This is a genomic window from Streptomyces sp. NBC_00370 (genome assembly GCF_036084755.1).
Classification (GTDB): domain Bacteria; phylum Actinomycetota; class Actinomycetes; order Streptomycetales; family Streptomycetaceae; genus Streptomyces.
Map to the genome: position 1 here is coordinate 6,643,140 of NZ_CP107968.1, position 21,042 is coordinate 6,664,181.

24 protein-coding genes are annotated in these 21,042 nt (G+C 71.8%); 8 read left to right on the forward strand and 16 right to left on the reverse strand.

The window, feature by feature from the left end:
- Nucleotides 1-77: 77 nt before the first annotated feature.
- Nucleotides 78-782, forward strand: coding sequence for a 3'-5' exonuclease (locus tag OHS57_RS29680; protein ID WP_041992128.1), 705 nt, complete (start codon nucleotides 78-80; stop codon nucleotides 780-782).
- Nucleotides 783-827: 45 nt separating this feature from the next.
- Here OHS57_RS29680 and OHS57_RS29685 read toward each other — a convergent pair whose 3' ends face one another.
- Complete coding sequence (locus OHS57_RS29685) at nucleotides 828-1,694, reverse strand: phosphotransferase enzyme family protein (RefSeq protein ID WP_041992130.1); 867 nt, start codon at nucleotides 1,692-1,694, stop codon at nucleotides 828-830.
- A gap of 299 nt (nucleotides 1,695-1,993) precedes the next feature.
- Here OHS57_RS29685 and OHS57_RS29690 point away from each other — a divergent pair, with 299 nt between their 5' ends.
- The 3 genes from OHS57_RS29690 to OHS57_RS29700 all read left to right on the forward strand — a co-directional run bounded on the left by OHS57_RS29690 (nucleotide 1,994) and on the right by OHS57_RS29700 (nucleotide 4,284).
- Nucleotides 1,994-3,199, forward strand: a complete 1,206-nt coding sequence (locus OHS57_RS29690) for a S8 family peptidase (protein WP_328585199.1) — start codon at nucleotides 1,994-1,996, stop codon at nucleotides 3,197-3,199.
- 118 nt (nucleotides 3,200-3,317) lie between these two features.
- Entirely contained in the window at nucleotides 3,318-3,866 is a 549-nt protein-coding gene (locus tag OHS57_RS29695) for a DUF1697 domain-containing protein (RefSeq protein ID WP_328583860.1), read from the forward strand.
- Nucleotides 3,859-4,284 carry a nuclear transport factor 2 family protein gene (locus tag OHS57_RS29700; RefSeq protein WP_328583861.1) on the forward strand — a complete coding sequence of 142 codons (426 nt, stop codon included), beginning with the start codon at nucleotides 3,859-3,861 and terminating at the stop codon, nucleotides 4,282-4,284. Before OHS57_RS29695 ends, OHS57_RS29700 begins: the two co-directional genes overlap by 8 nt.
- Here OHS57_RS29700 and OHS57_RS29705 read toward each other — a convergent pair.
- Nucleotides 4,256-5,095: an ABC transporter ATP-binding protein gene (locus OHS57_RS29705; protein ID WP_328583862.1), complete on the reverse strand. Its 840-nt coding sequence runs from the start codon at nucleotides 5,093-5,095 to the stop codon at nucleotides 4,256-4,258. The genes OHS57_RS29700 and OHS57_RS29705 overlap by 29 nt on opposite strands.
- Before the next feature lie 325 nt (nucleotides 5,096-5,420).
- Here OHS57_RS29705 and OHS57_RS29710 point away from each other — a divergent pair, with 325 nt between their 5' ends.
- Nucleotides 5,421-5,822: a hypothetical protein gene (locus OHS57_RS29710; protein ID WP_328583863.1), complete on the forward strand. Its 402-nt coding sequence runs from the start codon at nucleotides 5,421-5,423 to the stop codon at nucleotides 5,820-5,822.
- 78 nt (nucleotides 5,823-5,900) lie between these two features.
- On the opposite strand, the gene OHS57_RS29715 is transcribed toward OHS57_RS29710, so the two are convergent.
- Nucleotides 5,901-6,671, reverse strand: coding sequence for an SAM-dependent methyltransferase (locus OHS57_RS29715; protein ID WP_328583864.1), 771 nt, complete (start codon nucleotides 6,669-6,671; stop codon nucleotides 5,901-5,903).
- 105 nt (nucleotides 6,672-6,776) lie between these two features.
- Here OHS57_RS29715 and OHS57_RS29720 point away from each other — a divergent pair, with 105 nt between their 5' ends.
- From OHS57_RS29720 to OHS57_RS29730, 3 genes are all read left to right on the forward strand, one after another.
- Nucleotides 6,777-7,775 (forward strand): ketopantoate reductase family protein, encoded by a 999-nt coding sequence (locus tag OHS57_RS29720; RefSeq protein WP_328583865.1) that lies wholly within the window; start codon nucleotides 6,777-6,779, stop codon nucleotides 7,773-7,775.
- 64 nt (nucleotides 7,776-7,839) lie between these two features.
- Nucleotides 7,840-8,418, forward strand: coding sequence for a TIGR03086 family metal-binding protein (locus OHS57_RS29725; protein ID WP_328583866.1), 579 nt, complete (start codon nucleotides 7,840-7,842; stop codon nucleotides 8,416-8,418).
- A gap of 90 nt (nucleotides 8,419-8,508) precedes the next feature.
- Nucleotides 8,509-9,144, forward strand: coding sequence for a mycothiol-dependent nitroreductase Rv2466c family protein (locus tag OHS57_RS29730; protein ID WP_328583867.1), 636 nt, complete (start codon nucleotides 8,509-8,511; stop codon nucleotides 9,142-9,144).
- Here the strand turns inward: OHS57_RS29730 and OHS57_RS29735 are convergent.
- From OHS57_RS29735 to OHS57_RS29790, 13 genes are all read right to left on the reverse strand, one after another.
- Nucleotides 9,134-9,886, reverse strand: coding sequence for a sirohydrochlorin chelatase (locus OHS57_RS29735; protein ID WP_328585200.1), 753 nt, complete (start codon nucleotides 9,884-9,886; stop codon nucleotides 9,134-9,136). The genes OHS57_RS29730 and OHS57_RS29735 overlap by 11 nt on opposite strands.
- A 23-nt stretch (nucleotides 9,887-9,909) precedes the next feature.
- Nucleotides 9,910-10,839, reverse strand: a complete 930-nt coding sequence (locus OHS57_RS29740; RefSeq protein ID WP_041992158.1) for an ABC transporter permease — start codon at nucleotides 10,837-10,839, stop codon at nucleotides 9,910-9,912.
- On the reverse strand, nucleotides 10,826-11,617 hold the full coding sequence (locus OHS57_RS29745) for an ABC transporter ATP-binding protein (RefSeq protein WP_328583868.1): 792 nt from the start codon (nucleotides 11,615-11,617) through the stop codon (nucleotides 10,826-10,828). The genes OHS57_RS29740 and OHS57_RS29745 overlap by 14 nt, the downstream gene beginning before the upstream one ends.
- Nucleotides 11,618-11,676: 59 nt before the next feature.
- Nucleotides 11,677-12,798: an ABC transporter substrate-binding protein gene (locus OHS57_RS29750; RefSeq protein WP_328583869.1), complete on the reverse strand. Its 1,122-nt coding sequence runs from the start codon at nucleotides 12,796-12,798 to the stop codon at nucleotides 11,677-11,679.
- 408 nt (nucleotides 12,799-13,206) lie between these two features.
- Nucleotides 13,207-14,556, reverse strand: coding sequence for a sulfate adenylyltransferase subunit 1 (locus tag OHS57_RS29755; protein ID WP_328583870.1), 1,350 nt, complete (start codon nucleotides 14,554-14,556; stop codon nucleotides 13,207-13,209).
- Between the two features lie 2 nt (nucleotides 14,557-14,558).
- Nucleotides 14,559-15,497: a sulfate adenylyltransferase subunit CysD gene (gene cysD, locus OHS57_RS29760; RefSeq protein WP_041992168.1), complete on the reverse strand. Its 939-nt coding sequence runs from the start codon at nucleotides 15,495-15,497 to the stop codon at nucleotides 14,559-14,561.
- Nucleotides 15,494-16,039, reverse strand: coding sequence for an adenylyl-sulfate kinase (cysC, locus tag OHS57_RS29765; RefSeq protein ID WP_328585201.1), 546 nt, complete (start codon nucleotides 16,037-16,039; stop codon nucleotides 15,494-15,496). Before cysC ends, cysD begins: the two co-directional genes overlap by 4 nt.
- A gap of 14 nt (nucleotides 16,040-16,053) precedes the next feature.
- Nucleotides 16,054-16,755: a phosphoadenylyl-sulfate reductase gene (locus OHS57_RS29770; protein WP_041992171.1), complete on the reverse strand. Its 702-nt coding sequence runs from the start codon at nucleotides 16,753-16,755 to the stop codon at nucleotides 16,054-16,056.
- Nucleotides 16,752-16,928 (reverse strand): hypothetical protein, encoded by a 177-nt coding sequence (locus OHS57_RS29775; protein WP_198533330.1) that lies wholly within the window; start codon nucleotides 16,926-16,928, stop codon nucleotides 16,752-16,754. The genes OHS57_RS29770 and OHS57_RS29775 overlap by 4 nt, the downstream gene beginning before the upstream one ends.
- On the reverse strand, nucleotides 16,925-18,622 hold the full coding sequence (locus tag OHS57_RS29780; RefSeq protein WP_328583871.1) for a nitrite/sulfite reductase: 1,698 nt from the start codon (nucleotides 18,620-18,622) through the stop codon (nucleotides 16,925-16,927). Before OHS57_RS29780 ends, OHS57_RS29775 begins: the two co-directional genes overlap by 4 nt.
- A gap of 114 nt (nucleotides 18,623-18,736) precedes the next feature.
- Complete coding sequence (locus OHS57_RS37810; protein WP_443043106.1) at nucleotides 18,737-18,820, reverse strand: putative leader peptide; 84 nt, start codon at nucleotides 18,818-18,820, stop codon at nucleotides 18,737-18,739.
- Between the two features lie 141 nt (nucleotides 18,821-18,961).
- The gene (locus OHS57_RS29785) at nucleotides 18,962-19,522 is read right to left on the reverse strand and encodes a GNAT family N-acetyltransferase (protein ID WP_041992178.1); all 561 of its coding nucleotides are present in this window, start codon (nucleotides 19,520-19,522) and stop codon (nucleotides 18,962-18,964) included.
- Nucleotides 19,523-19,556: 34 nt separating this feature from the next.
- Nucleotides 19,557-20,852: a GAF domain-containing protein gene (locus tag OHS57_RS29790; RefSeq protein ID WP_328583872.1), complete on the reverse strand. Its 1,296-nt coding sequence runs from the start codon at nucleotides 20,850-20,852 to the stop codon at nucleotides 19,557-19,559.
- Between the last annotated feature and the right edge of the window lie 190 nt (nucleotides 20,853-21,042).

The following is a 21,042-nucleotide window of genomic DNA, read 5'->3' on the forward strand; positions in this document are numbered from 1 at the left end:
GTGGCGCGTGGCAGGGTTGGCCATCAACGGGGAACGCAGCACCGCACCATGAGGCATGCACGTCAGGGAGGTCCGGGATGACTTGGCACGGGGAGCCGCTGGTCGGTTTCGATCTGGAGACGACCGGCACCGAGCCGCTGGAGGCGCGCATCGTGACGGCCGCCGTCGTCGAGGTGCGGGGCGGCGAGGTGATCAGCGAGCGGACGTGGCTGGCCGATCCGGGCATCAGCATTCCCGCCCAGGCGTCGGCGGTGCACGGCATCAGCAGCGAGCGGGCCGCGGCGGAGGGGCGTCCGGCGGCGGAGGTGGCCGGCGAGATCGGTCAGCTCCTCGCCGGTTACTGGGCCCGCGGGGTGCCGGTCGTCGCGTACAACGCGTCGTTCGATCTGACCCTGCTCGCCGCCGAGTTGCGCCGGCACGGGCTGCCGCCGCTGGGCCCGGTCGGGCCGGTGATCGATCCGTACACGATCGACCGCGCCGTCGACCGCTACCGGCGCGGCAAGCGGACGCTGGAGGCGGTCTGCGGGGAGTACGGGGTGGTGCTGGACACCGCGCACGACGCCCGGTCCGACGCGCTGGCGGCCGTCCGGGTGGCGACGGCGATAGCGGGGCGGCACGGGGTGGTCGCCGCGCTCAGCACGGCCGAGCTGCACGAGCGTCAGATCGCCTGGTACGCGGAGTGGGCGAAGGACTTCCAGCAGTTCCTGCGCAAGAAGGGCAACGCGGACGCGGTGGTGGACGCGGACTGGCCGCTGCGCGAGCCGGTGCCGACCCGGCCCTGAACCCGCGTCAGCCGCTCGTTCCCGTCCCGCCGTCCCGCCGTCCGGTCAGAACGGGTACCAGCGGACCTCGGGGTCGTCGTCGCGCAGCGAGGCGACCCGGCGGCGGAATTCGGCGAGCGCCTTCGGGTTGGTCGGCGCGTGCTGCGCCACCCAGGCGCAGCTGGCCGTCTCCCGGGCGCCGCGCAGGACGGCGCAGCCGTCCCAGTCGCGCACGTCCCAGCCGTAGCCGGAGGTGAACGCGTCGTACTGCTCGGCGGGCAGCGCGTACCGGTCCCTGGACAGCGCCATGACGACGAGGTCGTGTTCGCGCAGATCCGAGGAGAACGTCTCCAGGTCGACCAGTACGGGCCCGTCCGGGCCGATGTGGACGTTGCGGGGCAGGGCGTCGCCGTGGATCGGCCCGGGGGGCAGCTGGGGCGTCAGCGCCGCGGCGGCGGCGGCGAAGCCGTCCCTGCGCTCCCGCAAGTAGTCGGCGTCCGCCGGGTCGATCGCTTCGCCGGCGATCCGCAGCCACCGCTCGACGCCGCCGAGCAGTTCCCTGCGGGGGAGCGTGAAGGCGGCAGGGGCGGGCAGGGCGTGCACGAGCCGGAGCAGCGAGGCCAGATCGGCGGCCTCGGCAGGGCGTACGGCATCGGCCAGCCGGTGCCAGAGCGTCACCGGATGACCTTCCACCGACCGCGCGTGCGGCTCGGCGGCCCGTACGGCGGGGACGCCGTGCCCGGCGAGCCAGGAGGCGAGCGCGACCTCCCGCTCGGCCCGGTCCAGCAGCCCCGGGTCCCACTTCGCGTCCCTGCCGACCTTGACGACCAGTTCACCGGCCGCGAAGACGGCGTTCTCGCCCAACGCCAGCAGCTCCGCGCCCTCCGGCAGCCCTGTCGCCGTCAGGATGTGCCGCGCCTGTGCTTCGTCCATCACTCGCCCACTTGCTTCCGGTCCTCGTACGAACTCCGCAGAGTCTCGCACCCGCACCACCCGCTCCCGGGGACGTGGTGTTCTCCCCGCCCCGGCCCGGCCTGACCCGTCCCTCACAGGACCGCTGCAAGTCCCTTACATCCAGCGGGAATCCGCCGGTCCGCGACGGGAATTGTCCCTGGTGAGGTCTTGATCTGAGCGCGTCAATCGGCCAGGGTTTCCTGTCAGTTCGCCGGAGTCCTCCCGGCCGGCGGGCATCCCCCCACTTGATGACGAGGAGTCCCCTCTTCATGACCTTCATGACCCCCAGGACCACGGGCAAGCCGGCCAACCGGATCAGACTCGCCGCAGCCGTCACCGCTGTGGCGGCGGCGGCCGGGCTCACCGCACTCACCTCCCCACAGGCGGGTGCGGCGACCTCCGAAGGCGTCGTGTACGGGGCCGGCGCCCCGGACGCGATCTCCGGCAGCTACATCGTCACGCTGGACCACAAGGCCGACAAGAAGGATCTCGCCAAGGAGTACGGCGGTCAGCTGCGGCGCAACTACACCACCGCGGTCGACGGCTTCTCGGCGAGCGGGCTCACCGCGACCGAGGCCAAGCGGCTCGCAGCCGACCCGGCCGTCGCCAAGGTCGTCCAGAACAAGACGTTCCATGTCACCGACACCCAGGAAGTACCGCCGTCCTGGGGCCTCGACCGGGTCGACCAGACGGCGACCACCGGTGACAACGCCTACACCTACCCGGACACGGCGGGCGCGGGCGTCACGGCCTACGTCATCGACACGGGCGTCCGGATCACCCATCAGGACTTCGAAGGGCGCGCGTCCTACGGCTACGACGCCATCGACGGCGACAACATCGCCGACGACGGCTACGGCCACGGCACGCATGTGGCGGGCACCATCGCCGGCGCCCAGTTCGGCGTCGCCAAGAAGGCGAACATCGTCGCCGTGCGCGTCCTCGACGACACCGGCTACGGCACCACGGAACAGGTCGTCGCGGGCGTCGACTGGGTCGCCCAGAACCACCAGGGCCCGTCCGTCGCCAACATGAGCCTCGGCGGCGGCGCCGACCCCGCCATCGACGCCTCCGTCCAGGGCGCCATCGCCTCCGGGGTGACCTTCGCCGTCGCCGCGGGCAACGACACGCAGGACGCCGACGTCAGCTCGCCCGCCCGGGTGCCCGAGGCCATCACCGTCGCCTCGTCCGACCAGAACGACCAGCAGTCGTACTTCTCCAACTTCGGTCCGCTCGTGGACATCTACGCCCCGGGCGGCAACATCGTCTCCGACTACAACACCGGTGACGACGCCACGACCACCATGTCCGGCACCTCCATGGCGACGCCGCACGTCACGGGCGCCGCGGCCCTCTATCTCGCCGACCACCCGGAAGCGACACCGGCCGAGGTGGCGACCGCGCTCACCGACGGCGCCACCCCGGACGCCATCACCGACGCGACGGAAGGCACCGCCAACAAACTGCTGAAGATAGTCGAGTGACCTGACGCGGGGCGGCCCGCCGCCTTACCGGCGGCCGGCCGGCCCGCCGTCGGCCGCCCCGCGTCCGATCGCTCGTGCCTGGCCCTCCGGGCGCTGCGCCCGTCCTATCGTGGGCCCCATGACCACGACGTACGCGGCGCTGTTGCGCGGTATCAATGTGAGCGGGCACCGAAGAGTGCCGATGCCCGACCTCCGCGACCTCGTCGCGGAGCTGGGGCACAGCGATGTCGTCACGCATCTGCAGAGCGGCAACGCCGTCTTCACCAGCGAATCGGACGACGAGGAGGCCCTGCGCGCCGAGCTGGAGTCCGCCGTCGAGACCCGGTTCGGCTTCGCCGTCGACTGCCTCGTGCGCAGCGGCGGCTATCTGCGCGCCGTCGCCGACGCGTGCCCCTTCCCCGCCGCTGAACTGGAGGGGAAACAGCTGCACGTCACGTACTTCTCCGCCCCCGTGGGCCCCGACCGGGTCGCCTCGCTCGACCAGGCCGCCTTCCTCCCCGAGGAGTTCCGGCTCGGCGACCGGGCGCTGTACCTGTACGCCCCGAACGGCGTCGGCCGCTCCAAGCTCGCCGAAGCGCTCGCCAGGCCCGCCCTGTTCAAGGGCCTCGTCGCGACCAGCCGCAACTGGAACACCGTCGCCAAGCTGGTGGAGCTGACCCGTGGCTGACCCCGCATCCACCCCCGCATCCACCCCTGCCTCCACCACCCCTGCCTCCACCGCCGCCGCCTCCGCCGTCATCGAGTCCGAACTGCGCTTCCTCGACCCGGCGGTCTTCACGTCCCCCACCCGGCTCGGCGAACTGCTCCACCCCGACTTCAGGTCGTTCGGTTCGTCCGGCAGGGCCTGGAACCGGGAGACGCTGATCACCGAACTCAGAGCCAGGGGCTCGGCGGCGGCCCCGCCCACCGTGTCCCGGATGAAGGCGGTCGAACTCAGCCCCGGTGTCGTCCTGGTGACCTTCGACGCGAACGTCAACGGGCGCCGCGCACACCGCAGTTCCCTGTGGCGGCTGACCGGGCACGACTGGCTGCTCTACTTCCACCAGGGCACCGAGTTCACTCCGGAGGAGACTCCGGGGGACTGATCCGGCCCGCGGGCACAGCCCGTTCGGCCCGCGCCGTCCACCGCCCGTCCGTACGGGCGATCCGCACCGGATGGTCGAAGCACTTGCTCACCCGGTCCGTGGTCAGCACCTCGTCGGCGGGGCCGGAGGCGACACACTGCCCGGCACGCAGCAGCATCGCGTGCGTCGTGGAGCCGGGCAGCTCCTCCAGATGGTGGGTGACCAGCACCGTCGCCAGCTCCGGGTGTTCCAGCCGCAGGGTGTCCAGACTGGTCAGCAACTGCTCACGGGCCGCGAGATCCAGGCCGGTCGCCGGCTCGTCCAGCAGCAACAGCCGGGGCCGGGGCATCAGCGCGCGGGCGATGAGGGTGCGCCCACGCTCGCCCTGCGAGAGCGTCGGCCAGCGCGCGTCCTCCTTGCCCGCCATCCCCAGCATGGCCAGCAGCCGCGTCGCCCGCGCCCGCTCGGCCGGCTCCGGGACCCAGCGGGGCACCGGCTCGACGGAGTTCGTCAGACCGGTCAGCACGACATCGTGGACCCGCAGCGGCGAGCGCAGCGGATGGCGCGGGTTGACATGGCCGAGCAGCGTCCGCAGATCGCGCAGATCGACCCGGCCGAGCCGCTCGCCCAGCACCTCGACCGTGCCACGGGTCGGGTGCGTCACCGCCCCGAGCATTCCCAGCAGGGTGCTCTTGCCCGCGCCGTTGGCGCCCAGCAGTGCCCAGTGCTCGCCGCTGCGCACGGTCATCGAGACCGAGTCCAGCAGCAGATTTCCCTGTCGGACGACATCGATGTCGACCGCTTCCACCACAGTGGCCGGACGGCTGGTCATACGTGGGTGCTCCTCATCGTCGACGACGGACCCGCCGGGAATCGTCCCGGCGGAAGGGCCGGTGCCGGGGGTGGGGGCACAACACGGGGGTGGTGGAGCGGCTTGCCAGGGGGGTGCACCCGGCGGCCGCTCCGAATCGGCCGGCGACGGTGCCCGGCACCGTCGCACACGTCCGATGCTACCCGCGCCGCCCGACAGCCCGCGCACCGCGTGGACCCGGGCCGTGCCGGTACCGCACCGAGCGGTACGCTGCGGCGCTGACCGAACAATTCAAGCCGCTCAACCACCAAGGAACGGGGCACACATGGCCATCCGGAAGTCTACGATGCAAGAACAGGTCGCGCAGGCGATAGCGCAGATCAACCCGGGCGACCGCCCGATCGCCACGATCCACACCATCACAGGCCCCAGCCCGTGGCTGACGAACGCTTTCGGCCTGATAGCCCAGCTCTTCGTGAAGTACTACTTCGTCACCGTGACCGAGCAGGCCGTGGTGTTCCACAAGGCCGGCCGGATGAGCTCGCGTCCCAAGGAGCTGGTGGTGGCGATACCGCGCGACGAGGCGGCGCGGCTGGTCAGCGGCGTGGACCGCAACGCGCTCTGGAGCTCGCTCAGGTTCCAGCTGCCCGGCGAGCCGAAGCCGACCCGGTTGAACGTGGCCCGCTACTGGCGTCCGGAGCTGGACCAGTGGGTCCTCGCGGTCACCGGGGCCCCCGCGACCTCCTGAACGACCGGTCGCCGGGTCCGTACGGTCCCTCCGTGGGCCGTACGGACCCGGCGACACCGGTCTGCCATGCGGCAGGGCTTACGGCTTGGCCGCGACGAAGCCCCACTGGTTGACCGGCGTACCGGTGAACGGCTCGTCGGGGCGCCACAGGCTGATCGAGCCGAAGCCGGGCTCCACGAGATCCAGCCCGTCGGCGAACGAGCCCAGCACCTCCTGCGGGCGCGACACGTACGGCACGGCGCCGCCCTCGGCGTACTCGTCCGAGCCGGCCAGCGTCTCCGGTGTGGCGATCGTGTCGCACAGCATCAGATAGCTGCCGGACGGCAGCGGGTCCAGATAGCCGCGCAGCAGCGCCGCCGCCTCACCCGCGTCGGCCACGTGTCCCAGCGTCGAGAGCACCATCACCGCGACCGGCTGCGCCAGATCCAGCGTCCGGGCCGCCTCCCGCAGCACGGCCGCGGCATCCGTCAGATCGGCGTGCACATAGTCGGTCGCGCCCTCGGGCCGGCTGGTCAGCAGCGCGCGGGCGTGCGCCAGCACGATCGGGTCGTTGTCGACGTAGACCACCCGGGCCGACGGCTCGACCGCCTGGGCGACCTCGTGCGTCGCGTTGGCGGTCGGCAGACCCGTACCGACGTCCAGGAACTGGCGTACCCCCGCCACCCCGGCCAGATACCGCACCGCCCGCGCCTGGAACTGCCGGGAGGCGCGTGCGATGTCGATGATCTCGGGCAGCGACTCGGCCAGTTTCGCCCCCAGTTCGCGGTCGACCTCGTAGTTGTCCTTGCCGCCGAGCCAGTAATTCCAGACCCGTGCCGAATGCGGCGTGCTGGTGTCGATCTGATCCATCGGCCCCTCCTCCTGATCCCCGGTGCGCGGTGGCCCGTCAGCCGGCTCAACTCTCTCTCACGGGAGCGGCATATGCTGGATTTTCATTGATCCTCTGGAGTCGAGATGCGCTACATCGTCATCGGGGCGGGGGCGGTCGGCGGCAGTATCGGCGGCCGGCTCGCCCAGGCCGGGCACGATGTCGTGCTCGTGGCACGCGGCGCCCACCGGGACGCGCTGCGGGAGCACGGGCTGCGGCTCGTCACGCCCGACGGGACCAGGACGCACGCGCTGCCCGTCGTGGGCGGCCCCGACGAGATCGAGCTGCGCCCGGACGACGTGCTGCTGCTGGCCGTCAAGACCCAGGACAGCGTCGCCGCGCTGGACGCCTGGTCGCTGCGGGCCGTCGGGGACAGCACGGCGGGGGAGTCGCTTCCGCTGATCTGCGCGCAGAACGGGGTCGAGGGCGAGCGGCTGGCCCTGCGCCGGTTCCGCCGGGTGTACGGCATGTGCGTATGGCTCCCGTCGTCCCTCGTCGAGCCGGGTGTGGTCGCCGCCCCCTGCACCCCGTACACCGGCATCCTGAACCTCGGCCGCTACCCCGCCGGCGCCGACGACACGCTCCGGCGGATCGCCGCCGACCTGGAGAAGTCCACCCTGCTCGCGCCGGTCGTCCCCGATGTCATGCGGTGGAAGTACGCCAAGCTGCTCGCCAATCTCGCCAACGCCGCCGAGGCGGTCGCCGGACCGCTGGTCAGCCCCGAGGCGCGCGTCCTCGTCGACCGGGCCAGGGCCGAGGGGACTGCGGTTCTCGACGCCGCCGGCATCGCGTACGCCGACGAGGCGGAGCAGGAGGAGCTGCGCGCCGACCGGGTGGACGTCGTGCCGCTGCCGGGAGCGCCGCGCGGCGGCGGTTCGTCGTGGCAGAGCCTGAGCCGTGGCACCGGATCCATCGAGTCCGACTACCTCAACGGCGAGATCGTCCTGCTGGGGCGGCTGCACGGCGTGCCCACGCCGGTGAACGAGACCTTGCAGCGCCTCGCCGACAGCTTCGCCGACGGGCACCGCCCGGCCGGTTCGATGACGCTCGCCGAGGTGGCCGCGCTCCTCGACGCCGCGGGCTGACCGGCGCCACGCGCTGTCGCCTTTCTTCAAGACCCCCGGCCGGAGCGCTGCCTACGGTGGGCGCATGAACACCGGATATCCGCCTCTGCGGGAGTGCGCCGCCGAGGCCGCCCGCATCGCACGTCACGTACCCGCCGGACAGCTGGCGGCGCCCACCCCCAGCGCGGAGTGGGACCTCAGGGCCCTGATCAACCACCTGGTGCCCTACACCTCCCACGGCCTCGAACACCGCGCCCTGCGCACCGAGCTGCCCGAGGAGATGACCACCCGCGACTTCGCAGCCGACGCCGACTGGGCCGAGCAGTACGTGACGGCGCTGGACCGCGCCGTCGCCGCCTGGGCCGATCCCGCCGTCTGGGAGGGCGAGATCGGGGAGGGACCCGGGGCGATGCCCGCGCCGGCCGTCGCCGCGCTCATGACGCTGGAACTGGCCCTGCACGGCTGGGAGCTGGCACGCGCCACCGGTCAGGAGTTCCGGCTCTCCGAGGAGACCGCCGCGTTCATCCTCGGCACCGTCACGGAGAACGCCGAGATGTACCGGAAGTACGACGGCTTCGCCGACCCCGTGGAGCTCCCGGCGACCGCGGGGACCTTCGACCGGGCACTCGCGGCCAGCGGCCGTGACCCGCGCTGGACGCCCTGACCTGGCCCGCCTGACCCATGCGAATGGCCCAGTGGACCGGGACGGGAATGGCCCGTGGTCCGGGGCCGGCCGGTCGCTAATCTCGGTACCATGAGCACCCCAGCGACACCGGAGACACCGGCGGCCGTCGACTTCTACTTCGCCCCCGCCTGCCCCTTCGCCTGGATCACCTCCCGCTGGATGCTGGAGGTCGAGCGGGAGCGCCCCGTCGACCTCCGCTTCCACGTGATGAGCCTGTACCTGCACAACGTCGGCAACGAACTCCCCGACTGGTACCGCGACCTGGTCGACCGCTCCGTCGGCCCCGTCCGGGTCGCCGTCGCCGCGGCCGAACAGCACGGCGACGCCGTCCTGCGCGATCTGTACACCGCCTTCGGCAGCCGGATCCATCAGCGCGAGGACGAGTACGCGGGGAAGTTCGACGCCGTCGTCGCCGACTCGCTCGCCGAACTCGGCCTGCCCGCCTCCCTCGCCGACGCCGCAGCCGACCCGGCGTACGACGACGCCGTACGCCGCAGCCACGAGGCGGGCCAGGACCCGGCCGCCGGGGGCTACGTGGGGACGCCCACGATCCACATCGACGGGAACGTCTGGTTCGGCCCGGTCTTCAACGAGGCCCCGCGCGGCGCCGAAGCCGCCAGGATCTTCGACAGCGTCCGGCTCCTCGCCGATCAGCCCGACTTCTTCGAGCTGAAGCGGACCCGCACCGGCACGCTCAGGCCGTGAGCCCGGCGCCGACCCCGGCCGGCGCCAGGGCCGCCGCCGTCGCCTCGTCGTAGCGCCGCAGCAGCAGCCGCGCCACCTCAGGGGCCGGGCCCAGCACCTCGGCCAGCACGTCCGCGCCGCCCGCCCGCGCGCCGGCGGCGATACGGTCCGGCAGGAAACCAGGGGCGATCACATACGGGGCGACGGCGATCCGCCGCACCCCCGCCGCGCGCAGCTCGCGCACCGCGTCCTCGGTACGCGGCGCCGAAGCCGACGCGTACGCGGGCCGCACGGCGCACCAGCCGCCGCGCCGCCACTCCCGCGCGATGCCGGCGATCACCGCGACGGCCTCCGGGTCGGAGGAGCCGGCCGAGGCCAGCACGACCCCGGTGGTGGGCTTGTCCGCGGGGGTGAGACCGGCCTCGTAGAGCCGCCGCTCCAGCGCCCGGGTCAGCAGCGGCGAGGGACCGAGCACGGCGGCCTGCCTGATCCGCAGCAGCGGATGGCGCGCGGACGCGGTGCGCAGCACGGCGGGGAGGTCGGTCTTCGCGTGGAAGGCGCGCGTCAGCAGCAGCGGCTGCGCGGTCACGTCCCGTACGCCCTCCAGCGCCAGCCGGTCCAGCAGCTCGGGCACCGACGGCGTCCCGAACTCCAGGAAGGCCGTCTCGACCCGCAGCCCGGGGCGCAGCGAGCGCAGCCGCCCGCCCAGGGCGTGCACGGTCGCGGCATGCCGCGGGTCGCGGCTGCCGTGCGCGACGATCATCAGAACAGGAGGGTGCACCAGGCTCAGTTTTTCACGAGGAGGCCGCGGCTGCGCAGGACGTAGCGCTCCAGCGGGCTGAAGATCAGCAGGTCGATGGCGATGCCGACGATCAGGATCAGGAAGATCGCGAGGAAGACCATCGACATGCTGCTGTTGGTCCTGCCGTTCTCCAGCAACTGGCCGAGCCCCACGCCGAGATCGGGCGACGACGCGATGATCTCGGCGGCCATCAGGGACCGCCAGGAGAACGCCCAGCCCTGCTTGAGGCCCGCCAGATAGCCGGGCAGTGCGGCCGGCATCACGATGTGCCAGGTGCCGCGCAGTCCGGTCGCGCCGATGGTGCGGCCGGCCCGCAGATACAGCGGCGGGACCTGGTCGACGCCCGAGACGAGCCCGTTGGCGATGGAGGGGACGGCGCCGAGGAGGATCACGGCGTACATCATGGAGTCGTTCAGACCGAGCCAGATCACGGCGGGCGGCACCCACGCGACGGACGGCAGCGACTGGAGTCCGGACAGGATCGGGCCGATCGCGGCCCGTACGAACTTCACCCGGGCGACCAGCAGTCCCAGCGGGGTGCCGATGACCAGGGCGAGCAGGAAGCCCAGCAGGCCGCGCGAGACGCTGGTCCAGATGTAGTCCAGCAGGGTGCCCTGCTTCCACGCCTCGGACAGCTGGTCCCACACGTCGGACGGCGGCGGCAGCTTGTAGTCGTCGGTGACCTTGGCCCACACCAGGACCTGCCACACCACCAGCACCAGCACGACCGCGGTGGCCGGCGGCAGCACCTTCGTCACCAGGGTCTGGCGCAGCGGCGGCCGGCCGGTCTGTACGGCGTCCAGCGCGTCGAGACCGGCTTCGAGACCCGCCAGGTCCCCGGCCCGCTCCCGCGCGGCGCCCGCGTCCGCCGCCTCCGCGGTGTCCTTCGGCGGAGTCGTCTCAGTGCTGGCCATGGCGGCGGATCTCCCCACGAAGTTCTTCGGTGATCTCGACGGACAGCTCGGCGACCGCGGCGTCCTCGATACGGCGCGGCTGCGGTATGTCGACGGTCCACTCGTGCGCGACCCGGCCGGGCCGCGACGACAGCAGGACGACCCGCTCGGCGAGCCGGACCGCCTCACGGACGTTGTGGGTGACGAAGAGGACCGACACGTCCGTCTCGCGCCAGATCCTGGTCAGTTCGTCGTGCAGGACGTCCCTGGTGATGGCGTCGAGCGCGGCGAACGGCTCGTCCATCAGCAGCAGCCTGCTGTCCTGCGCCAGCGCGCGGGCCAGCGCGACCCGCTGGCGCATCCCGCCGGACAGCTCGTGCACCCGCTTGCCGTGGGCGCCGGGCAGCCGGACGAGTTCGAGCAGCCGCTCCGCCTCGGCGCGGCGCTCCTGCTTGGCCACCCCGCGCATCCGCAGGGTCAGTTCGATGTTCTTGCCCGCGGTGAGCCACGGGAAGAGGGCGTGCTCCTGGAACATCAGGGCCGGCCGGCCGCCGGGGGTCTCGATGGACCCCGCGGACGGCCGGTCGAGCCCGGCGACCAGGTTGAGCAGGGTGGACTTGCCACAGCCCGAAGCCCCCAGGAGGGTGACGAACTCGCCGGGGGCGACATCGAGGGTGATGTCGTCGAGGACGAGCTGCTGCCCCGCGGGCGTCGCGAAGGACTTCGAGACGTGCGCGATCCGGGCGGCGTGGTCCACCACCGGGACGCTGTCGGCGGCCTTGGCGAGGGTCGATGCCATAGGTCGTCACCTCCTGGGAACGGTGCGGATAACGGGAAGAGGGCTGTGGTCCGCGCCGGTTACTTGGCGCCGAGACCCGCGTCGTCGACCGCGGGCTGGCCCGCCGCCTGGAGGATCTTGTTGAGCGGCGCCAGGTCGTAGATGCCCGCCAGGTCGGGCTTCTTGAGCAGCCCCGCCTTGACGGCGTGGTCGGCCTCGGCCTGCAGCGTGGAGGCCAGCGGGTCGTCGGTGAACTGGATGGTCTTCCACGCCGGGTCGATGACGTCGGCGGGCAGCTCGGCGCCGGACAGCTTCTTCAGCGCCGCGTTGGCCGACGCCTTCGCCGCGTCCGGGTTGGCGTTGATCCACTTGTTGGTGTTCACCGAACCGCGCAGCACGGCCTCGACCACGTCCGGGTGTTCCTTGAGGAACGACTGCTTCACGATGATGTTCGTGATCACGAACTTCTTGTCCGGCCACAGGTCACGCTCGTCGAGCAGGATCTTGCCGCCCGCCGCGACCAGCTTGGACGCGGTCGGCTCGGGCACCCAGGCGCCGTCGATCGAACCGGACTTGTATGCGTCCGGGGTGATCTTGTTGTCCGTGCGGACGACGGAGACGTCGCCCTTGCCGGACTGGGCGTCGACCTTCCAGCCCTGGTCCGATATCCAGTTGAGGAACGCCACGTCCTGGGTGTTGCCCAGCTGCGGGGTGGCGATCTTCTTGCCCTTGACGTCCTTCAGGGACTTGATCTTCTTCGGGTTGACGACGAGTTCGACGCCGCCGGAGGCCGAACCGCCGATGATCCGCAGGCTCTGGCCCTTGGTCGCCGTGTAGCCGTTCACGGCGGGGGAGGGGCCGATGAAGCCGATGTCGACACTGCCCGCGTTGAGCGCCTCGATCTCGGAGGGCCCGGCGTTGAAGGTGGCGGGCGCCACCTTCGTGGCACCGAGCTCCTTCTGGAAGATGCCCTGCTCGATACCGACGAGCGCGGTGGCGTGCGTGAGGTTGGGGAAGTAGCCGATCTTCACGGAGTCGGCGGAGAGCTTCTTCGCTCCGGAGGAGGCGGCGGGCTTCGCCGACGCGTCCTTGTCGGAGTCCGAGTCGGAGCCGTAGCCGCAGGACGCGAGGACCAGGGCGACCAGCGGCAGTGCGGCCGCGACGGCGAGGCGGCGGTGCGAGGTGGGACGGGTGGCAGGCACGGGAGGGGTTCCTCTCGTTGGCCCGGAACTTACGCCGCTGCGCGGGGCGGTGGCGAGACCGGGAAGTCGGCAGGTCTTCGGCGGTACGGGTGGAGCGTGCGGAGGGTGCGGGGGGTGAGAAGCTGTTGTCTTGCGCCGGTTGGGATCAGGTCGAGGGGCCTGGTGCCTTCGGATCCAAGGCGGAGGAGGGAGTCGACGCGGAGCGTCGGCGACTGACGACAACGCCGGAGGCGGAGGTGCCAGGCCCCTCGGGCCCCGGCCGGGGTAAGACGACAGCTTCTGAGGGCGCGCGAGCGGTGCGCGTACGTCATCGCGCACATCGCGAGACTCCGCCCGTCCCCGCGCCGAGCGTGCCGCTTCCCACGCGGCCGCCCTCCTTCGCGAATGTCGCGTACACGTCGATGGCCATCAGAAGTCCCATCCCTCGTCGTCCTGGGCGGGGAGCGCCACGGCGCTCTCGGCGGCGAACGCGGCGCCGGCCATGCCGGCCGTCAGCGTCGTACCGTCCGCCGGGTCGATGAGCAGGAACGATCCGGTACGGCGCGAGTCCGCGTAGGCGTCGAGCGCGAGCGGTTCGGCGGTACGGATCGTGACCCGGCCGATGTCGTTGGCGACGAGCCGGCCGGGCGCCGGGTGCTGGGAGAGGTCGTCCAGGGTGAGCCGCGAGGGGATGTCCTTGACGATCGCCTTGACCGTACGGGTGGTGTGCTTGAGCAGCACCCGCTGGCCCACCGTCAGGGGCCGGTCGGCGACATGGCACACCGTCGCCTCGACGTCCTGCGTGGTGCCGGGGGCGCTGGCGGTCGGGGCGATCAGATCGCCGCGCGACACGTCGATGTCGTCGGCCAGCCGGACCGTCACCGACTGCGGGGCCCAGGCGACCGTGACGGACTCGCCGAGCGCGTCGATGCCCTCGACGGTGCTGGTACGGCCTGAGGGCAGCACCGTCACCGCGTCGCCCACGCGCAGCACGCCGGAGGCGATCTGCCCCGCGTAGCCGCGGTAGTCGGGGTGTTCGGCGGACTGCGGGCGGATCACGTACTGGACGGGGAAGCGCGCGGGGCAGTCGGCCAGGTCGTGGCTGACCGGCACGGTCTCCAGGTGCTCCAGGACCGTGGGGCCGCCGTACCAGTCCATGTGCGCGGACGGCTCGACCACGTTGTCGCCGGCGAGCGCCGAGATCGGGATCGCGGTGATCTCCGGGACGCCCAGCGAGGCCGCGTACGCGGTGAACTCCTCGGCTATCGCGGCGAACACCGGCTCCGCGTACGCGACCAGGTCCATCTTGTTGACCGCGAGCACCACGTGCGGCACCCGCAGCAGCGCGGCCACGGCCGCGTGGCGGCGGGTCTGCTCGACCACGCCGTTGCGCGCGTCGACCAGGACCACGGCCAGTTCGGCGGTGGAGGCGCCGGTCACCATGTTGCGGGTGTACTGCACATGGCCCGGGGTGTCGGCGAGGATGAACCGCCGCCGGGGCGTGGCGAAGTAGCGGTACGCCACGTCGATCGTGATGCCCTGTTCGCGCTCGGCCCGCAGCCCGTCGGTGAGCAGCGCCAGGTCGGGCGTCTCCTGGCCGCGGTTGCGCGAGGCGTGCGCGACGGCCTCCAGCTGGTCGGTGAGCACCGACTTGGAGTCGTGCAGCAGCCGGCCCACCAGGGTGGACTTGCCGTCGTCGACGGAGCCCGCCGTGGCGAAGCGCAGCAGTGTGGTGGTGGCCAGCTGCTCGGCGTACTTCTCCGTACCCGTACTCGTCATGGTTAGAAGTACCCCTCGCGCTTGCGGTCTTCCATCGCGGCCTCGGACATCTTGTCGTCGGCGCGGGTGGCGCCGCGCTCGGTGAGCCGGGAGGCGGCGATCTCGGCGATCACCGCGTCGAGCGTGGTGGCGTCCGAGTCGACGGCGCCCGTGCAGGACATGTCGCCCACCGTGCGGTAGCGCACCTGGCGCAGCTCGACGGTCTCGCCGTCCTTCGGGCCGCCCCAGTCGCCCGCCGTCAGCCACATGCCGGAGCGGCTGAACACCTCACGCTCGTGCGCGAAGTAGATCTCGGGGAGTTCGATGCCCTCCCGTGCGATGTACTGCCACACGTCCAGCTCGGTCCAGTTGGAGATCGGGAAGACCCGGACATGCTCGCCCGCCGCGTGCCGGCCGTTGTAGAGCTGCCACAGCTCGGGCCGCTGGCGGCGCGGGTCCCACTGGGAGAACTCGTCGCGCAGCGAGAACACCCGCTCCTTGGCGCGGGCCTTCTCCTCGTCGCGCCGGCCGCCGCCGAAGACCGCGTCGAACCGCTCGGCCTGGATCTTCTCCGTCAGCGGCACGGTCTGCAGCGGGTTGCGGGTGCCGTCGGGGCGCTCGCGCAGCGTTCCCGCGTCGATGTAGTCCTGTACGGAGGCGACATGCAGCCGCAGCCCGTGCTCGGCGACCGTACGGTCGCGGTAGGCCAGCACCTCGGGGAAGTTGTGCCCGGTGTCCACGTGCAGCAGCGAGAACGGCACCGGCGCGGGCGTGAACGCCTTGAGCGCCAGATGCAGCATGACGATGGAGTCCTTGCCGCCGGAGAAGAGGATCACCGGCCGCTCGAACTCGCCCGCCACCTCGCGGAAGATGTGCACCGCCTCGGACTCCAGGGCGTCCAGATGGCTCAGCGCGTACGGGGCGTCGGTGCCCTCGCCCACGGTCGCGACGGTCGGCCTCATGCGAGTCCCCTCTCGGTCAGCAGCGCGTGCAGGGCCGCCGCGGACTGCGCCACGGTCTGGGTGTGCGACTCGATCCGCAGGTCCGGCGATTCCGGCGCCTCGTACGGGTCGTCGACCCCGGTGAGGCCGGAGATCTCGCCGGCCGCCTGCTTGGCGTACAGGCCCTTCACGTCGCGTACGGAGCACACCTCGACCGGCGTGGCCACATGCACCTCCAGATAGGCCGCGGAGCGGGCCTCGTGCCGTTTGCGTACGGCGTCGCGGCTGTCCGTGTACGGGGCGATCACCGGCACCAGCGCCTTCACCCCGTTGGCGGCGAGGAGTTGGGCGACGAAGCCGATCCGCTGCACGTTGGTGTGCCGGTCCTCGCGGCTGAAGCCGAGGCCCGCGGAGAGGAATTCGCGGATCTCGTCGCCGTCGAGCACCTCGACCCGGTGGCCCTCGCCGCGCAGCCGTCCCGCGAGTTCGTTCGCGATGGTGGTCTTGCCGGCGCTCGGCAGACCGGTGAGCCAGACGGTCGCGCCCTGGTCCGTGCCGCTCAACTGCCCCTCCTGGCTCATCCGTGGATTCCGCACTCGGTCTTCGACCGGCCGGCCCAGCGGCCCGCCCTGGGGTCCTCGCCTGCCAGGACCCTGCGCGTGCAGGGGGCGCAGCCGACGGAGGCGTAACCGTCCGTGAGGAGCGGGTTGGTGAGGACGCCGTGCTCCTCGACGTAGCTGTCGACGTCGTCCTGCGTCCAGCGGGCGATCGGGGCGATCTTCACCTTCTGCCGCTTCTCGTCCCAGCTGACCACCGGGGTGTTGGCGCGGGTCGGCGACTCGTCGCGGCGCAGTCCCGTGGCCCAGGCCGCGTAGCCGGCCAGGCCCTCTTCGAGGGGCTTGACCTTGCGCAGCGCGCAGCACAGGTCGGGGTCGCGGTCGTGCAGCTTCGGGCCGTACTCGGCGTCCTGTTCGGCGACGCTCTGCCGGGGGGTGAGCGTGATGAGGTTGACGTCCATCACGGCGTCGACGGCGTCCCGGGTGCCGATGGTCTCGGGGAAGTGGTAACCGGTGTCGAGGAAGACGACATCGACGCCGGGCCTGGCGCGGGAGGCGAGGTGGGCGACGACCGCGTCCTCCATGGACGACGTCACACAGAACCGGCCGCCGAAGGTGTCGGCCGCCCAGGTGAGGATCTCCAGCGCTGTGGCGTTCTCCAGATCACGCCCCGCCTGTTCGGCGAGGCCCTTCAGATCGTCGGTCTCCGTCGGTGCGGTCATATCTCTTCCCCTCCGTCACTCCGTCGCAGTCCCTGGGCGAGCAGCCCGAGGAACTTCAACTGGAAGGCCCGGTTGCATGCCGCGCATTCCCATGACCCGTGTCCCTGCTCGCTGGGACGCAGGTCCTCGTCGCCGCAGTACGGGCAGTAGAACGGGGCGGCGCGCTCGCTCATGACAGCGCCTCGGCGGAGGCGCGGGCCGCCCAGGTGGCGAAGCGCTCGCCGTCCTCGCGCTCCTTCTGGTAGCGGCCCAGCACCCGCTCGACGTAGTCGGGCAGCTCGGCCGAAGTGACCTTCAGACCACGGACCTTGCGGCCGAAGCCGGCGTCGAGGCCCAGGGCGCCGCCGAGGTGGACCTGGAAGCCCTCGACCTGGTCGCCGTTGTCGTCCAGGACCAGCTGGCCCTTGAGACCGATGTCGGCGACCTGGATCCGGGCGCAGGCGTTGGGGCAGCCGTTGACGTTGATGGTGATCGGCTCGTCGAACTCGGGCAGCCTGCGCTCCAGTTCGTCGATGAGATCGGCGCCGCGCTGCTTCGTCTCGACGATCGCCAGCTTGCAGAACTCGATGCCGGTGCAGGCCATGGTGCCGCGCCGGAAGGGCGAGGGGTTGACCCGCAGGTCCAGCGCCTCCAGCCCGGCGACCAGCGAATCGACCTGGTCCTCGGCCACGTCGAGCACGATCATCTTCTGCTCGACGGTGGTCCGCAGCCGGTCCGAGCCGTGCGCCGCCGCGAGGTCGGCGATCTTGGTCAGGGTGGGCCCGTCGACCCGGCCGACGCGCGGCGCGAAGCCGACGTAGAAGCGGCCGTCGGTCTGGCGGTGCACCCCGACGTGGTCACGCCACCGGTGCACGGGCAGCGGCGGCGCCGGGCCGTCGACGAGCGTGCGCTTCAGGTACTCGTCCTCCAGGACCTGGCGGAACTTCTCCGGGCCCCAGTCGGCGACGAGGAACTTCAGCCGGGCGCGGGTACGCAGCCTGCGGTAGCCGTAGTCGCGGAAGATCCCGATCACCCCGGCCCAGACGTCGGGCGCCTCGCGCTCGGGGATCCAGGCGCCGAGCCGTACGCCGAGCTTGGGGTTGGTGGACAGGCCGCCGCCGACCCACAGGTCGAAGCCGGGGCCGTGCTCGGGGTGGTCGACGCCGACGAAGGCGATGTCGTTGATCTCGTGCGCCACGTCCAGCAGCGGCGATCCGGAGACCGCCGTCTTGAACTTGCGCGGCAGGTTCGAGAACTCCTTGGAGCCGATGAAGCGCTCGTTGATCTCGTCGATGACCCAGCTGCCGTCGATGATCTCGTCGGCTGCCACGCCGGCGACGGGCGAGCCGAGGACCACCCGGGGCGTGTCGCCGCAGGCTTCGGTGGTCTTCAGCCCGACGGCTTCGAGCCGGCGCCAGATCTCCGGCACGTCCTCGATCCGGATCCAGTGCAGCTGGATGTTCTGCCGGTCGGTGATGTCGGCGGTGTCGCGGCCGAACTCGGCGGAGATCCCGCCGATCGTGCGCAGCTGTTCCGCGGTCAGCCGGCCGCCGTCGATCCTGACCCGCAGCATGAAGTACTTGTCGTCCAGCTCCTCCGGCTCCAGGATCGCGGTCTTGCCGCCGTCGATCCCGGGCTTGCGCTGGGTGTACAGACCCCACCAGCGCATCCGGCCGCGCAGGTCGGCGCCGTCGATCGAGTCGAACCCGGCCTTGGAGTAGATCGTCTCAATACGTGTCCGTACGTTGAGACCGTCGTCGTCCTTCTTCGTCTGCTCGTTGGCGTTGAGCGGAGTGAAGTGCCCCATGGCCCACTGGCCCTCGCCGCGGTGACGGCTCACTTTGCGGCGCGGGGCTGCGGGCGTCGGCTTTTCCGGGGTGGCGGCCATGGCGGATACGTCCTTCGAGACTGCGGGAGGGCGGCTCTGAGCGGCACACTCGCGCGGGGCGCAAACAGTGCGCGATAGGGGCAAGGGGTCGGGGACTGTGGAGGTGCTGGACTCTCAGCTCACTCGACAGATGGCGCTGGACATGCGGCCGAGATCGACGTGCCGCCGACTCACCAAGGCAATTCCAGCTCTCGACATGACGGAAGCGTGTCACGCGGGTCTCCGGGCAGTCCACCATTGTCCGGCATATGGACAACTCTGTCCCATCTTGCGAGACGATGTGTCGGCTGTCACGTGACGACCGAGTTTACCCGCCGATCACCGTGGTTCCCGGGAGGCTCACGCGCCCGGCCAGGGACCCGGAGTCGCCACGTCCGGTTCCTCCGCGACGCTGGTGTCGAACAGCGTGAAACCGCGCCGCAGATAGTTCTCCCGCGCGTACGGGCCGTCCTTCGAGCAGGTGTGCAGCCAGACCCGCTCCGTCGGCTTCCGGCCGGGCCACCGCTCGGCGAGATCCCAGGCGCGCGCCGTCCCGTACGACAGCAGGTGGCCGCCGATGCGCCGGCCGCGGAAGGCCGGGAGCAGCCCGAAGTAGACGATCTCCACCGCCGCGTCGTCCTGCGCCGCCAGCTCCACATAGCCGGCCGGGGTGCCCCGTTCGTACGCGACCCAGGTCTCCACCCCCGGCCGGGACAGCTCCTGCGCCCATCGCGCCCGGCTCAGCGGGAGCCGGTCGGTCCACCGGACGTCCCCGCCGACCGCCGTGTAGAGGAAGCGGCTGAACTCGGGCGACGGCACCTCGGACCTGACGATCCGGACATCGCCGCCGGGCGACGCGGCGGGCCGCAGATCGGCGGGCGAGGTCTGTTCCAGGGACCACGTGGTCACAGAGATGCTCATACGAGCCAGCGAACCACGCCGGACCGCGCTCCCGTCACGCGCCCCCGCGCAGCCGCGCGCCCAGCACGGCCGGGGCCGTCGAGTGCGGCAGCAGCCCCGCGGGGTCGCAGGGCGGCACCACCTCCACCTCGACCTCGTCGCTGAACCGGTACGGGCGGTGCGCCAGCACCCCCGAGAGATGGCGCCGCACCCGTGACATCTCGGCCCGCACCGTCACCGTGCGGGTCGGGTCGCCGAACACGTCCGACGCCAGCTCCGCTGCCGTGCGTCCCTCGCGGCGCGTGGCCAGGACGTACAGCAGCTCGGCATGGCGCGGAGTCAGCTCCTGCGTCCAGCTGCCGGCGGGCCCGGACACCGCGACCGTCCAGCTGTGCGGCCGGCTCAGGTCCAGGACCACCCGGCTCGGCTGCGCCGTTTCGCCGGGCCCCGGTCCCTCGTCGATCCGCAACAGCCAGCCGCCGGGCAGCGCTTCGACCGTGCACGTCCCGAACGCCGGATGCCAGATCCGGCCGGCCCGCAGCGACTTCGGCAGCGGCACCCGGTCCGTCGGCGGCATACCGGTGACCGCCGCCGTCCAGCCGTGCCGGTCGACGGCCATGGCCCGGCCGCCCACCCGGCACAGGATCGGCGCGGCCACCGACCGCAGCCGCTCGACGGCGCGCCGGTGCCCTTCGCGCATCTCGCTCTCCGCGAGCCGCGCGACCGACGTCACCAGACCCAGCGTCGTCGGATGGAAACCGGTCGCGGGACCGCTCACGTCGACCACCCCGAGCAGCCGCCCGTCCCGCGGGTCGTGCACCGGGGCCGCCGCACAGGTCCACGAGTGCAGCGTCCGCACGAAATGCTCGCCCGAGTGGACCTGTACGGGCCGGCGGATCGCCAGCGCCGTACCGATCGCGTTGGTCCCCGTGGCGCCCTCCGACCACGTGGTGCCCTCCTCAAGCCGGATGCCGCTGGCCCTGCGCAGCACACCGAGGCTGCCCTCGCGCCACAGCACCCGGCCCGCGTCGTCCGAGACGACCATGATCTGCTGCGCCACGTCGACCAGGGTGGTGAGTTCGGCGCTGAGCGTGCGCATCAGCTCGCCCAGCTCCGACGTACGCCTGCGGTGCTCCAGCTCCTCACGCTCCAGCGGAACCCCGCCGAGGGACTGCTGCGGGCTGACCCCGAGCCGTGACATCCGCTGCCACGACGCGTCGATCAGCGGTCGTGGCGCGACGGCGGGACGCTCACCGGCGAGCGCCGCGTCCCGGGTCTGATGGAGCAGACGGGTGGCCTGGGCACTGTCCAGGGCGGTCAGCCGGGACAGGTCGAGCGGTACGTCCTTCATCGGGCTCCCGGTCCTCACGGTCGGCGCGGCACCATATGCCCATCGTGCCGCTCCGAAATCCGGACGGAGGGTCAGTTGGCCAATTCCTGCAACGCCTTGCAACCCTGGCGGACCAGGGACATGTGCACGAAGGTGACAACAAGTCGGAGGTGGTGCCGTGTCGGCGCAGCACCACCTCTGACGTCGTACG

Bases quoted from the DNA above. Each gene is read 5' to 3' on its own strand.
- OHS57_RS29680 (WP_041992128.1), top strand. From the start codon at position 78: ATGACTTGGCACGGGGAGCCGCTGGTCGGTTTCGATCTGGAGACGACC.
- OHS57_RS29685 (WP_041992130.1), bottom strand. From the start codon at position 1,694: ATGGACGAAGCACAGGCGCGGCACATCCTGACGGCGACAGGGCTGCCG.
- OHS57_RS29690 (WP_328585199.1), top strand. From the start codon at position 1,994: ATGACCCCCAGGACCACGGGCAAGCCGGCCAACCGGATCAGACTCGCC.
- OHS57_RS29695 (WP_328583860.1), top strand. From the start codon at position 3,318: ATGACCACGACGTACGCGGCGCTGTTGCGCGGTATCAATGTGAGCGGG.
- OHS57_RS29705 (WP_328583862.1), bottom strand. From the start codon at position 5,095: ATGACCAGCCGTCCGGCCACTGTGGTGGAAGCGGTCGACATCGATGTC.
- OHS57_RS29710 (WP_328583863.1), top strand. From the start codon at position 5,421: ATGCAAGAACAGGTCGCGCAGGCGATAGCGCAGATCAACCCGGGCGAC.
- OHS57_RS29715 (WP_328583864.1), bottom strand. From the start codon at position 6,671: ATGGATCAGATCGACACCAGCACGCCGCATTCGGCACGGGTCTGGAAT.
- OHS57_RS29720 (WP_328583865.1), top strand. From the start codon at position 6,777: ATGCGCTACATCGTCATCGGGGCGGGGGCGGTCGGCGGCAGTATCGGC.
- OHS57_RS29725 (WP_328583866.1), top strand. From the start codon at position 7,840: ATGAACACCGGATATCCGCCTCTGCGGGAGTGCGCCGCCGAGGCCGCC.
- OHS57_RS29730 (WP_328583867.1), top strand. From the start codon at position 8,509: ATGAGCACCCCAGCGACACCGGAGACACCGGCGGCCGTCGACTTCTAC.
- OHS57_RS29735 (WP_328585200.1), bottom strand. From the start codon at position 9,886: ATGATCGTCGCGCACGGCAGCCGCGACCCGCGGCATGCCGCGACCGTG.
- OHS57_RS29740 (WP_041992158.1), bottom strand. From the start codon at position 10,839: ATGGCCAGCACTGAGACGACTCCGCCGAAGGACACCGCGGAGGCGGCG.
- OHS57_RS29745 (WP_328583868.1), bottom strand. From the start codon at position 11,617: ATGGCATCGACCCTCGCCAAGGCCGCCGACAGCGTCCCGGTGGTGGAC.
- OHS57_RS29755 (WP_328583870.1), bottom strand. From the start codon at position 14,556: ATGACGAGTACGGGTACGGAGAAGTACGCCGAGCAGCTGGCCACCACC.
- cysD (WP_041992168.1), bottom strand. From the start codon at position 15,497: ATGAGGCCGACCGTCGCGACCGTGGGCGAGGGCACCGACGCCCCGTAC.
- OHS57_RS29770 (WP_041992171.1), bottom strand. From the start codon at position 16,755: ATGACCGCACCGACGGAGACCGACGATCTGAAGGGCCTCGCCGAACAG.
- OHS57_RS29775 (WP_198533330.1), bottom strand. From the start codon at position 16,928: ATGAGCGAGCGCGCCGCCCCGTTCTACTGCCCGTACTGCGGCGACGAG.
- OHS57_RS29780 (WP_328583871.1), bottom strand. From the start codon at position 18,622: ATGGCCGCCACCCCGGAAAAGCCGACGCCCGCAGCCCCGCGCCGCAAA.
- OHS57_RS37810 (WP_443043106.1), bottom strand. From the start codon at position 18,820: ATGTCGAGAGCTGGAATTGCCTTGGTGAGTCGGCGGCACGTCGATCTC.
- OHS57_RS29785 (WP_041992178.1), bottom strand. From the start codon at position 19,522: ATGAGCATCTCTGTGACCACGTGGTCCCTGGAACAGACCTCGCCCGCC.
- OHS57_RS29790 (WP_328583872.1), bottom strand. From the start codon at position 20,852: ATGAAGGACGTACCGCTCGACCTGTCCCGGCTGACCGCCCTGGACAGT.